Source organism: Citrobacter sp. 50677481, assembly GCF_001463265.1.
GTDB classification, from domain to species: domain Bacteria; phylum Pseudomonadota; class Gammaproteobacteria; order Enterobacterales; family Enterobacteriaceae; genus Citrobacter_A; species Citrobacter_A sedlakii.
On the sequence record NZ_LNHZ01000072.1, the window covers coordinates 51,839 to 64,820 of the forward strand.

Annotated in this window: 11 protein-coding genes; 10 read left to right on the forward strand and 1 reads right to left on the reverse strand. The window is 52.2% G+C overall.

The features are described from left to right. Positions 1-50 precede the first annotated feature (50 nt). The 8 genes from APU02_RS21080 (at position 51) to APU02_RS25490 (ending at position 6,759) form a co-directional block, all read left to right on the forward strand. Positions 51-878: a DUF932 domain-containing protein gene (locus tag APU02_RS21080; RefSeq protein ID WP_060571127.1), complete on the forward strand. Its 828-nt coding sequence runs from the start codon at positions 51-53 to the stop codon at positions 876-878. A 226-nt stretch (positions 879-1,104) separates the two neighbouring features. Beyond that, the gene (locus APU02_RS21085) at positions 1,105-1,791 is read left to right on the forward strand and encodes a WYL domain-containing protein (protein ID WP_047738081.1); all 687 of its coding nucleotides are present in this window, start codon (positions 1,105-1,107) and stop codon (positions 1,789-1,791) included. Between the two features lie 72 nt (positions 1,792-1,863). Next, positions 1,864-4,707, forward strand: coding sequence for an Ag43/Cah family autotransporter adhesin (locus tag APU02_RS21090; RefSeq protein ID WP_060571150.1), 2,844 nt, complete (start codon positions 1,864-1,866; stop codon positions 4,705-4,707). A gap of 141 nt (positions 4,708-4,848) precedes the next feature. Continuing rightward, a complete protein-coding gene (locus tag APU02_RS21095; protein ID WP_060571128.1) occupies positions 4,849-5,313 on the forward strand; it encodes an antirestriction protein in 465 nt (154 codons plus the stop codon). Between the two features lie 8 nt (positions 5,314-5,321). Then, positions 5,322-5,804 carry a DNA repair protein RadC gene (gene radC / locus APU02_RS21100; protein ID WP_060571129.1) on the forward strand — a complete coding sequence of 161 codons (483 nt, stop codon included), beginning with the start codon at positions 5,322-5,324 and terminating at the stop codon, positions 5,802-5,804. Positions 5,805-5,812: 8 nt separating this feature from the next. After that, positions 5,813-6,034, forward strand: coding sequence for a DUF987 domain-containing protein (locus APU02_RS21105; RefSeq protein ID WP_008783823.1), 222 nt, complete (start codon positions 5,813-5,815; stop codon positions 6,032-6,034). A gap of 18 nt (positions 6,035-6,052) precedes the next feature. Continuing rightward, positions 6,053-6,370, forward strand: coding sequence for a type IV toxin-antitoxin system YeeU family antitoxin (locus APU02_RS21110; protein ID WP_060571130.1), 318 nt, complete (start codon positions 6,053-6,055; stop codon positions 6,368-6,370). Positions 6,371-6,390: 20 nt separating this feature from the next. Next, the gene (locus tag APU02_RS25490) at positions 6,391-6,759 is read left to right on the forward strand and encodes a TA system toxin CbtA family protein (protein WP_072197168.1); all 369 of its coding nucleotides are present in this window, start codon (positions 6,391-6,393) and stop codon (positions 6,757-6,759) included. Between the two features lie 314 nt (positions 6,760-7,073). Here APU02_RS25490 and APU02_RS21115 read toward each other — a convergent pair whose 3' ends face one another. Continuing rightward, on the reverse strand, positions 7,074-10,871 hold the full coding sequence (locus APU02_RS21115) for an autotransporter outer membrane beta-barrel domain-containing protein (protein WP_192841990.1): 3,798 nt from the start codon (positions 10,869-10,871) through the stop codon (positions 7,074-7,076). An 827-nt stretch (positions 10,872-11,698) separates the two neighbouring features. On the opposite strand from APU02_RS21115, the gene APU02_RS21120 reads away from it, so the two are divergent. Both APU02_RS21120 and APU02_RS21125 read left to right on the forward strand, forming a co-directional pair. Beyond that, on the forward strand, positions 11,699-12,448 hold the full coding sequence (locus APU02_RS21120) for a hypothetical protein (protein ID WP_060571132.1): 750 nt from the start codon (positions 11,699-11,701) through the stop codon (positions 12,446-12,448). Beyond that, positions 12,421-12,927 carry a hypothetical protein gene (locus tag APU02_RS21125; RefSeq protein ID WP_060571133.1) on the forward strand — a complete coding sequence of 169 codons (507 nt, stop codon included), beginning with the start codon at positions 12,421-12,423 and terminating at the stop codon, positions 12,925-12,927. Before APU02_RS21120 ends, APU02_RS21125 begins: the two co-directional genes overlap by 28 nt. Positions 12,928-12,982: the final 55 nt, after the last annotated feature.

Genomic DNA, 12,982 nt, shown 5'->3' on the forward strand with positions numbered 1-12,982 from the left:
CTGTGCGGCAGGGCTTTCTATTATTGTTTTCCGTTATGAGGAGTCTGCTTATGACCCGTCTGGCTTCGCGCTTTGGCGCAGCAAATCTTATCCGTCGTGACCGTCCGTTAACCCGCGAAGAACTGTTTCGTGTGGTGCCCAGCGTTTTCAGCCAGGACAAACACGAATCCCGCAGCGAACGTTATACCTATATTCCAACTATCTCCCTGCTGGACAGCCTGCAGCGCGAAGGTTTTCAGCCATTCTTTGCCTGTCAGACCCGCGTGCGTGACCCGGGGCGTCGGGAACACACCAGGCACATGCTTCGCCTGCGGCGGGAGGGGCAAATTACAGGTAAACAGGTGCCGGAAATCATTCTGCTTAACTCTCATGATGGCACCAGTTCGTATCAAATGCTGCCGGGATTATTTCGTGCGGTGTGTCAGAACGGGCTTGTCTGCGGTGAGTCGTTTGGTGAGGTGCGGGTACCACATAAAGGTGATGTGGTGAGTCAGGTGATTGAAGGGGCTTATGAAGTGCTTGGGATTTTTGATCGGGTGGAAGAGAAAAGCGATGCCATGCAGTCTCTGATGCTACCGCCACCTGCGCAGCAGGCACTTGCGAAAGCAGCGCTTACGTATCGCTTTGGTGAGGACCACCAGCCTGTTACTGAATCGCAGATACTCTCCCCACGCCGCTGGCAGGATGAGAGCAATGAACTGTGGACCACTTATCAGCGTGTACAGGAAAACCTGATTAAGGGCGGGCTTAGTGGACGCAATGCTAAAGGCGGACGAACGCATACCCGTGCGGTGCGTGGCATTGACGGGGACGTAAAACTCAACCGTGCGCTGTGGGTGATGGCGGAAACGATGTTGTCACAGTTTCAGTCTGTTTAAATTCAGGTTCTGCATCTGAAAAGTTAATGCCTCGTTAAAGAATGACATGCCCTGTCAATTCACCTCTTCTTGTGTTGCTGATTAATTGAACAAAAACCCCAGCTTACCCAGTGAACAGTGGCTTCCTGTCCATCGAAAAATAGTTATTGCCCCGGACATACCCTGTCAGACCCCTTCTTTAGAATCATAACCCTTTCAGTCAGTTAACTCGTATGGAGAAATGATAATGACACAGACAGAGCGCCGCCACGACAGGCTGGCGATCAGGCTGTCGCTGATTATCAGTCGCCTCGTCGCAGGTGAAACGCTGGATATGCGCAGGCTGACCGCAGAGTTTGGTGTATCTGCACGTACTCTGTACCGCGATTTTCGTGAACGGCTGATGTATCTGGATCTTGAATGTAGCAACGGTTGTTACCGCCTGCGGACGGGGGTGAGTGGTGCGCAGGCCGAGCTGGATGTGCTGACCTTCGCCCACCGTACAGGTGTAGCCGATCTGTTTCCGGGGCTGGACCGTCGACTGGTCAGCCTGCTGCTGAACTGCAACGACGCGCCCTGTCTGGCGGGTGAAGCTGTGGGTATAACCAGCCCGTCAGCGTCACTGTCATTCTATCGTCTGGTCAAAGCCATTACCGCCTGCTATCGCGTCACGCTGCTTGCTGACGGACAGCGTTGCGAACGGCTGGCACCGTATCGGCTGATGATGCAGGAAGGTCACTGGTACCTGATCGCTGAATATCAGGAGCGCCCGGCTGTTTTCACCCTGAATGAAATCCATGTGGTACAGCCCACAACGGAGATATTTAGACGTAACGAGAGGCTCTGGCGGATGGCAGAGAATACCGGTTTTGCCCGGGCTCTGCCGCATTTCCGCTGCATCCAGCAGTCGCTGAATGCATTTACCTCACCCTGAAGTTTTTCACCAGCCAGCATCCACGGAGAGTGGATGCTGGCTTTTTTATTTACACACAACAAGGTTAATACGATGAAGCGAAATCTGAATACCAGCTATCGGCTGGTCTGGAACGAAGTTCTTGGCGCATTTGTGGTTGTTTCAGAACTGGCAAAAGCAAAAGGAAAGCGTACTGGCGCAGTACTCGCACTAGCCGTTGCCGGACTGACCTCTGGTACAGCACTGGCGGCAGAGACCTCTGTACCTGTCGGGGAGACGACTGACGGGGTGGTTATCAGCAATAACGACACGCAGCTGGTTTACGGGCAGGCGAATAACACCACCATTAACACTGGGCTTGAGTACGGCAGCGATGATGAAGATAACAATCAGGGCGGCCAGTTCGTACAGGATGGTGGCGTAGCAAACCACACCACCATAAACAGTAACGGTCTTCAGGCGGTGCTTGCAGGCGGCAGTGCCAGCGATACAACGATAAATACCGGTGGTGGTCAGAGCGTACACGGTCAGTCTTCCGGTACGGTACTGAACGGTGGCGAGCAATGGGTACATTCCGGCGGGATTGCCAGCGGTACCGTCATTAATGAAGGCGGCTACATGGTAGTTAAAGGGGGGGCTCAGGCAATTGGCACCGTTGTGAATACCGGCGCACAGGGTGGTCCGGATTCGGAAAACAGCGACGGGATGTTTGTTTCTGGTACCGCAACAAATACAACCATCAATGAAAATGGCCGCCAGGTCGTTTTCGAGCAAGGGACCGTCGTCGCTACGACGGTGAATGCTGGCGGTGACCAGAGCGTTCATGGCAGTGCAGAAAATACCACGCTAAATGGCGGCTATCAGTACGTTCATTCCGGTGCGGCAGCAACGGATACCGTCATCAACAACGGTGGCTGGCAGGTAGTTAAGGACGGCGCTCAGGTCAGCGATACCACGGTCAATAACAGCGGCAGACTCAGCGTGGTGGCGGGTGGCAAAGCCTCAGATGTCATTATCAATGCCGGTGGCGCACTGGTGACAAATACGGCTGCGGATGTGTCCGGCACCAACCGGCTAGGCAGCTTCAGTGTTGATTCGGTTTCCGGTAACGCAAGCAATGTGGTGCTGGAAAATGGGGGGCGACTGGATGTCCTCACTGACAATGCCGCAGACACAACAATGGTCGATAAGGGCGGTGTGCTGGCGGTTAACAACGGCGGAACGGCGACAAACGTGACTATAAATGAGGGCGGTGCCCTGATTGCCGACAGCGGTTCAACGGTCAGCGGTACAAACGCGCATGGTGAATTCAGTATTGATGCTGCATCTGGCAAAGCCAGTGGGCTCTGGTTGGAAAACGGCGGTCACTTTAGCGTTAAATCCGGTGCGATAGCGGAAAATACAGCCGTTGGCAGCGGCGGCGAGCTGAGTGTGGGAAATGGCGGTGGGCTGGCCGGAACCACCAGCCTGGCTGAGCATGCAAACCTGACGATTACGGGGGATGTCATCAGTACCGGCACCATTGAAAATGCCGGTACGATAACCTTCGCGCCTGAGCAAAGCGATGCCGCCAGAACTCGCCTGTTTGCTGCTTCCTCTGATATTACCTTTACTCCCCGCAAGCTCACCACGACAAACATTGTCGGCCAGGGTGGCACCATTAACATGAGCATTAATCTGGCTAACCCAGACTTCCCGGCTGATATGCTGGTTATTGATGGTGGGCAGGCAACGGGTAAAACCTGGCTGAATTTCACCAATGCCGGTGATGCCGGGCTGGGCCTCGCCACCACGGGGAACGGCATCAAAGTAGTGGATGCGATTAACGGTGCCACGACGAATGCCGGGGCCTTTGCACTTGGCAGCAAACTGCAGGCTGGTGCGTATAACTACATCCTGAACCACGGTGCTGCGGATGAAAACTGGTATCTGACCAGCGAAGCTGGCTATCGTGCTGAAGTTGCTCTTTATGCTTCGCTGTTTGCGCAGAGCATGGACTATGACCGCGCACTGGCAGGCAGTTACAACCAGCGCAGCGCGGTCAAAGGTGACAGCGGAGTCTGGGGACGCATCCAGGGCGGTCACATGGGACATGATAATAACGGCGGAATTGCACAGGGTGCGACACCGGAAAGCAGCGGCAGCTACGGCTTCGTACAGCTGGGTGGTGACATGTTGAGTACGCCATCACTGAAAGCCGGTGTGTACGGTGCAGCAGGACATTCTTCTGTTGATGTAAAAGACGATGACCGCTCCCGCGCCGGGACTGCCCGTGACGATGTGTACAGCCTGGGCGGTTACCTGACCGCCGTGCATGCCGCCAGCGGCCTGTGGGCGGATGTGGTGGCTCAGGGCTCCCGTCATAACCTGAAAGCGACGTCTGATGCAGACAGTTTCGCTACCCACGGCTGGGGCTGGCTGGGCTCGCTGGAAACGGGCCTGTCGTTCAGTGTGACCAGTGGCCTGATACTGGAGCCGCAGCTTCAGTATGTCTGGCAGGGGCTGTCCCTGAATAACGGCTATGACAATGGCGGCTACGTGAACCTCGGTGACGGTAGCGTACAGCATATTCGTGCCGGTGTTCGCTTCGGCAGCCAGTCAGAGATGGCCTTCGGTAACGGTACTTCCACACAGGCTGGTTTTGGCGACAGCATGAAACGCAGCGTAAGCGAACTGCCGGTGAACTGGTGGGCGCGTCCGTCTTTTATTCGTACCTTCAGCTCAGATGGTGATTTGAGCATGGGAACGGCCACGGCGGGAAGCAATGTTACCTTTACCCCGTCTCAGGATGGCACAGCGGTTGATCTCCAGGCGGGTATCGATGCCCTTATCCGCCAGAACGTGACGCTGGGTATTCAAGGCGGCTATACCCGTAGTGTCAGCGGTAACAGCGCTGACGGTTACAACGGGCAGGCCACGCTGAAAGTCGCCTTCTGATAGCACAGCCCCACTAAAACAGAGATAACCACTCTCATCCGGCCCCTGTTGCTTATGCAGCAGGGGCTTTTTGTTTTTAACGTTATGTAATCGACTTCACGCCAGCACACAGTCGCTGGCTTTTTATTTCGGAGAAACATCATGAACGCATTCAATAGCAATAGCGTTACGCCCTTTCAGGAACAATCGCCAGCGACAGGTATTACCGCCTCTGTTGTGCCCGATCGTCAGCGGCTCTCATTCTGGCCGACACACTTTGGTTCCATTCCGCAGTGGATAATCCTGAAGCCCCGCATTTTCGCCTGGATGGACCGCTTCTGTGATGAGTACAGCGGTGGTATCTGGTCCTTTTACATGCTCAGCAATGGCGGAGCGTTTATGGCTCCCGATGCTGACAGTGACGATAAATGGCATCTGTTCAACGGCATGAACGGCAATGGTGCGGAAATGAGCGCGGAAGCCGCAGGTATCGCTGTCTGCCTGATTGAATACAGCCATCACGCCTGTCGCACCGAATGCTATGCCATGACCGCGCACTATTACCGCCTGCGGGACTATGCCCTGCAGCATCCCGAAGCTCACGCCATTCTGAGCATTATCGATTGAGGATACTCATGATGGAACAGTCACTTACCCCACAGGCTCCGGTGCTCCCACTGAGCGCTCAACGCACTGTGCAACATGCCCTGGCCCTGCTTGACCGCCACCTGCGCGAAACTGGCGTGGCGTTCACCTCCATACAGGCCGCCCGCGACTGGCTGCGGTTGAAAATGGCCGGGCTTGAGCGAGAGGAGTTTATGGTGCTTTATCTCAATCAGCAGAACCGGTTGATTGCCCACGAAACCCTGTTTGCCGGTTCCATTAGCAGCACCGAGGTACATCCCCGTGAGGTGGTCAAGCGGGCCCTGTACTTTAATGCGGCAGCAGTGTTATTTGCGCACAACCACCCTTCCGGTGACACCACACCCAGTCAGGCCGATAAAGCTGTCACGCAGCGTCTGGTGCAGGCGCTCCAGCTCGTTGATATCCGTGTGCCTGACCACCTTATCGTCGGTGGCACGCAGATATTGTCGTTCGCTGAACACGGTCTGCTTTGAGGTATTACATGAAAATTATCAGTAAACGCCGGGCGATGACGATTTACCGTCAGCATCCGGCCTCCCGTATTTTTCGCTACTGCACCGGCAGATACCAGTGGCGCGGCAGTGTCTGTCATTACACCGGTCAGGTAGTTCCTGACATTCCCGGCGTGCTGGCGGTATACGCCGAACGTCGCCAGGACCGCAACGGGCCGTATGCCTGCCTGATGAGTATTACCCTGAACTGACAATAAAGGAGGCTATAAATGAGTAACATGACATGGGGCCTGCAGCGGGACATTACGCCACGCCTGGGAGCCCGTCTGGTGCAGGAGGGGAACCGGCTGCACTATCTGGCTGAGCGGGCAAATATCACCGATAAGTTTAGTGATGCCGAGTGTATGAAGTTGGATGTCGCATTCTCGCATTTTATCAGTCAGATGGAATCAATGCTGACCACTGGTGAAATGAATCCTCGCCATGCCCACTGTGTCACCCTGTACCACAATGGTTTCACCTGCGAAGCCGATACCCTTGGTAGTTGCGGCTACGTATATATCGCCATTTATCCCACTCAACGCTAACGAATTTCACGAGAGCAAACATGAAAACTCTACCTGCTACAATTTCGCGGGCGGCGAAGCCCTGGCTGTCGCCCGTTGCAGTCTGGCAAATGCTACTTACACGCCTGCTGGAAAAACACTATGGTCTGACCCTGAACGATACGCCGTTTTGTGATGAAACCGTTATACAGGAACATATCGATGCCGGTATCACTCTGGCTAATGCCGTTAACTTTCTGGTAAAGAAATATGAGTTAGTTCGTATCGATCGCAATGGATTCACCTTACAGGAACGAACGCCATATTTGACTGTGACAGATATCCTTCATGCCAGGAGAGCATGCGGATTAATGAACAGTTGTTCGTATCGGGAAGTAAGTAATATTGTTCTTAGCCGATCGCGGCAGTGAGAAAGACTTCAAGAGCCGAGAAGATTTGTACGGTCTGTGAAAAAATTGGTGATATTGGCGACTCGGTGAAAGGCTCATCGAGTCGCATGAAAAACAAGGTGGGGGCACAAAAGGGGGCATTTATAAAGATGAAACGAGAAAATATGTATGTTTATCAATGGTTATGTGGGGTGTGTTATGTTCCTATTATCGCACCATTAAATCAATGACTTATCCATCTATCATATTTCCCTTAATGCCCCCTGTGGGACAGATTTGTGCCTCTGCGTTTAATACGCGGCGACGTTACCAATCAAACGCCCCTTGCCAGACAGTCAAAAAGTCACCCTTATCCCCAGCACGGCAGTTGTATCACTGTAACCCTTATCACCAACCTGCTGACCGAGGGTGCCCCACAGGGAGACATACTTCGACAGCTGGCCTTCAACGCCCGCTTTTAGCTCGCCCACGTCGCGGGTGCCCGCCAGATTGATATTGTCACCGTTCATCGATACGCCAAACTCTTTGCTGTTGTGAAGCCAGTTCGCTTCAATAAATGGTTGGAAGGTACGAGCCTTACCATCGTCAAGCTGGCTATGACCCTTGCCGAACAGACGCACGCCGACGCGGGTCTGCACGTTGCCCTCGCCCCGGCCTTTCACTCGGGTACCATTAGCTTCCTGATGATCGTCGGCCCTGACGCCCATCCACGTGATTTGCGCTTGCGGTTGGATGTACAGCGCATTACGCTCGCCGATCTGCGCCAGTTTCCAGGTGTAGCCGGATTCCAGTGATGCAGTGAAGCCCTTTGATTCATACGCCTCCACGCTAACGCCGTGACCGGAGACGGTGTTGTCAAACCAGCTGTACTGCGCCCAGGTATCGACATAGGCGTCTTCTGGCGTTTGCAGCCAGGTGCCGTACAGGCCAACGCTGTAACCGCTGATGCGGCTGTCGGCGCGGTAGCCGTTACGCTGGTTTTCGGCCCGAGTTTTCTGGTTGGCATAGCCTGCCATCAGACCGAGACGGAAACGATCTGCGCTGTCAGATGACCACTCAAAAATGTCGCCGCCGAGCTGCATCACATAACGGTTAGCCTGCATTCCCAACAGGCCGCTGCTGTCTTGCTGACGGGTGTGACCGCCTGCATTACGCAGCCAAAGGCTGGTAATGGCTTCCTTGCCCGTCAGCGCGTCGATATAGTGTGTTTCGCCCTGGCGATCGCGTAAGCGAGTCACAAACAGCGTGTTTGCCGCCGCAAGGTTTGCGATGTAGCTTCCCGCTTCCGGACGCAGATCGTCATGCCTGTCTGGAGTAGGGGCCGGGTCTGGATTAGTCTTACCACTGGTCAGATACCAGTTGCCGCTGTTCTCCCCTTGACCGCGGCCAAGGCTGTAATCGTAAGCGCCTGCCACAATACGGCCAGCCTGGATAAATTCGCCGTCAGAGTGCCCATCAACATGGATCACTTCAATGCCGTTCAGCGTTTGCGCACCTGTGCCGCCCGCATTGACTACGCTCACAGTGGTTTCACCATGGGTATCCCCTTTTACCACCAGTTCATCGGTAACGGAATGGTCATCACCCAGTGCGGTATTTATCGTGAGATACCCCTTGCTGCCGGTATAATTACCATTAATAACCAGTTGGTTACCGGCCTGATGACCTTTGAACCCGGTGGCCAGCAAACCGCTGTTGATAAGGTCTCCGCCCACCGTAAACCGATGATTCTCCTCATGGTGGGCACCCACCTGTAGCGTCCCGGCATTATTGATATTGCCAGCTACACCGCCAATACCGGCGAGCATTCCCGGCTTAGCGATATCCACCTGCGAGCTGGCAAGCGTCGCCGGTGACGCGTTGTTACCCAGCAACAGGCCACCTTGCTTGATGTCCGTCTGGCCCGTCCAGGCGGCGTTGTCGCCCAGCGCGATCGTCCCGGTCCCCAGCTTGATTACGCGACCGGAACCATAAACGGTATTATCCAGTCGCCAGTTGTTGTCGCCGTTCAGCACCAGAGATCCGCTGTTATGAACTTCCGCCGCGCCGAGGCTGTCAGCCGTTAACGCCGTCATTTGTGAACCCGTATTAACGGTGAACTGCCCCGAGAATGCCCGATTAGTCCCTGCCAGCACGACATCGCTGTCGATTAACTCAACCTGTCCGGCATCGCTAAGGCTATTGTAGAGACGGCCTGCGGCATAGCTGACGGACAGCGTTCCCGCGGCCACGATATTGCCTGTACCCGCCCCCAGTGTATGATCCAGTACTACCTTCGCGCCCTGCATTATCGCGGTCGTTGCTTGCAGCTCGGGATTGTAACCAGAGATAGATAAGGTTCCGCCCGCAACGTTGAGCTGCCCGTTACCCGCCAGTACGCCTGATGCCTTACCGCCGTTGGTCAACGTGAGTTGGCCGCCATTCAAATGGGTTAGAGAGCCGTTTTCTGCCGTGAGCGTGGCGATGGTTTGCGAATGGCCGCGCATATCAAACCCGGTGTCGCCAGCCAGCTTCAGCTCGCGGGTATTCCCGAGCACGTTATCGTTCAGCATCGCCAGATTACCGCTGCGCACGTTGGTGACGCCGCGATAGTCATTATTCAGATTCGACAGCGTTACCGTCTGGCCTTTCTGGCTGTCAATCGCCAGATCGCCGTCGCCGGTGAGTGTTGCGCTGAGATCGGCCGCATTACCGCCTTTTCCGTTCGCATTGAGGATAAGCGCATCAGCTTCTTCACCCATCAAATCGACATTGGTCAGAGCATAGTTGACGTACAGTCCGTCATCACGGTCACCGCGGGTAAGACGATAGTCGTAAGTTGCATTCGCAACCACGGCGCCATGCTGGGTAATGTCGGCTTCAGCGGTATCACTGATCGCATGGGCGTTCTGGTCAGTTAACGTTAAGTTACCACCGTGACCGATAACGCCGCCGTCACTGGATACCAGTCGCACAAGAATATTACTCTCATCCTGTTCCAGTAAGGGGATAAGGGTATCAGGCATTGGCCTGTCATTACTGAAGGTGGTTCCTCTCGTTACCTGTACGGTTCCCTGACCCGAAATATCCAGCTGGCCGGTGGTATGTACCGTAGCAGGGGAGGTTTTTTGACCCGGGTTAACTTCACCAACAAGCAATGTTCCCCCCTCAAACGTGAGCCCGCCCAGGGTTTGCCGACCCTCGCCAACCTTCACCAAACTTCCCGATCCCATTTTCATCGACAGGTCTTTTAACGCTGCCGCATTCGTTTCGGCCAGCGAAAACGCCGTATCCTGAAGCGCCACCGTTCCCCGGAAGTTATCGGTCAAACGAGATGAGTCAAAAATAAAATCGTTGCCGTTTGTGTTAACGGAAAGCACGCCGTCTCCGGTTAATTTGTTCAGAAAATGCCAGCGCTGAGATGTCTCTATGGACAGCGTGCCGCCGTTAAGCAATACCGTGTTGGTGCCAATATTCTTTGGGTCCGTTATTAAGAGGCGGGCCGGAGAGTCGATAGAAAAATAGCCATGAAAATTCGAGTTATCACCGGCAAGCGCGGATAGGCCGTTCAACATATTGACGCGGCCCTTGCCACTCAAATTCGCCGACAGAGAAAATAAAGCGCTGGCATGATTAAGTGTCAGAACGCCTTCCCTGAAGCCGAAAATAATCTCTTTGGTATTAATATTTCCGGCGGCGACAGCCTGCTCGCCGGCCCTTGCTCCAACGGCAAGCTCTCCTTTCCTGCCTCCTTTGGAAATGATAATTTCTCTGGCGCTTAGCAGACCATTATCGGAGGCGATCGCTGTGGCTGTTCCATCCAAACCTACAATCAGCGTCGCGTCCGTCGAGATGACAGAGCCGGCCCCGGCTACCTGAAGCAGATTATCATAGCCGGCAGTTTCCAGCTCATTCCCGACCTGAATATTCGCGTCAGCATGCGTCTTACCGCCATTAGTGGTTATCAGCGTGCCTGACCCATAGGTCCCGACTATAATTCTGCTTGCGGTTGTTAACTCACTTCCCGGACCATCAACATAGATACGTCCTGATGTCGTAGATTGCGGCGTTCTTCGGCTACCTATCCATATCCCGCTCCAGGTATTGTCCGAACCTTGATGAAATAACTTTCCTCCCTGAGTAATATTTAGCACGCCGCTTCCGTTTCCCTTACCAACCTGTAAAGAACGATTTTTTTTGTCAATCGTAACTATACTTCCTGGTCCGCTAATATTCAGTACCCCATAACCATCAGGATTTTTTGAATCTGACTTACCGCCAACCAGTAAAGGATCGCTGTAAGTAGATTTGATAATGTTCAGTCTGCCGCCATCCGTTATATTGACGGTGCCTGTGGAACCGTGTATCCCTATTTGGAAAAGCTCAGCCTGAACATCACCACCATTAGAAATATTAAGGGTGCCGTCAGTCTCATCACCAATAAATATCCACGGCTCTTCCCATAATGAATCTATCTTTAACGCTTGGTTATCATTAATGGTTGCAGCTGGGGCACCGGTTGCACACATTGATGTGACAATAGCGATGAATAATTTACTTACTTTCATAAAAAGCTCGGCGAATAATATGGATTGCCCCGTTGAGGCAAAGTGACAGACGAGTCAGACCTGACAATGCTGCCGGTTCTGTATGCTTTGAGCTGTTATCCTTGTCTGGCAACGTATTAACAAGGTCTTTGTGCTAAGGAAAAGTATATGGAAAAAGATCTGAAAAGTGCTTACTGCAAACTGAATAAATCTTACTTTTTTCTTACTTGTTTGACTTCTTTTTAGACTGAACGTAGGGTGCATTTGAATGAGAGGACAATGCTGTTTGATTGATCAATAATAAAAATTCAGTACAGTGACGGAATATCTTATTTTATTATTGTCATACACTTCAGCGCGCCGGGCCGATCATTAGCAGAGAGAGGTTATTCATAGAGATAACGAAGGAACCCTATCGTTAAAGTAGAGTGATAATGAACGCTACCAAATTTTTGTTAGACGGCAGAGTGCTATTTGATAGCGCCAGAATGACATTAAGTCGACAAGAGAAAATAGTCAGGCTCTCCGAGTCAGAGTGCCATTTACTGCTGGCTTTTGGGCTTGGATTGTATAAAAAAGAAGAGATAATCAATTATGTCTGGAAAAATCGCAGCGGATGCGTTTCTGAATCGAGCTATTACAAACTTATCAATCAACTGCGAAATAACTTCAATCTGGTGGGGCTTCACGCATCTGATATTGTTACACATCCCCGGGTGGGAATATCGTTATCGATAACGCTGACTTCCGCTGATGAAATGTGCGACCTTCAGCAACAAAACGATAATGGGGCGCAGAAAATAAAATTCCGTGCCCTTTTGTCGCACCGGTTTATGGTTAAATGTAAAAACATGCGAGCACTTTGTTGCACCAGCAGTGTGGTATTGCTGATAGGTATTATCCTCATTTTTAGTTTTCCCAGCGATACAACGCGGAATAAATCTGATAAGGCATTCACCCCGCTTGGCGAGTTTGATGGTTATATTTTCTTTAAAATGAAGACGGATAAAGTGACATTCAAGCAAGTCATCGCCGCATACACATCGATGACATTAAAACCTGGCCCGCAAAATGGTCATTATCTTTATTACATCAGGGAGCCTGATATCAATCTTTTATTTCAGTGTTTAAATCCGATTGAAAACGTGGTGCCAAAATGTTTAACCATAAAAGAACAGTACTGATTACGATGACGGTCATTGCGCTGGTGCTGATCGTGATATTTGGCAGAAACGGGTGGAGTGTTCAGCGAAATGTTATAAATGTGGATAATTTTATTTGTACATCTAAATCAATAGTTTATATTGAACCCATGAAGATGAAACTGCGTGGTACGTTTGTGCTGAATCTTGAGTCAGACCGAATCGCCATTCATTATGAAGTTGAACAGGCGGATCATAAGGAAAAACTTTTATTCCAGGATGTTCATATCAGTAAATTACTCCGAACAGGTGTCAGAACGTTCACATTTAAAGTCAGCTCAGTAAATAAATTTTCTGCTGATTCAACCGGTGATATGTTTTCCTGGCTACGTCTCCTTCAACCCGGTACGGTGAATGAGTTGAATATTGTCCAAATCGGTCAGAATGCATATCTGTATTCGTTGAACAGACATTTATACAATGTTTGTACGACCAGCACCAACGCGGTGAATACGCACTAATAGCTGTGTAATGGCCGGTCTGTACGGGCATTGTGGCGGGTGTTGATAACGGAAG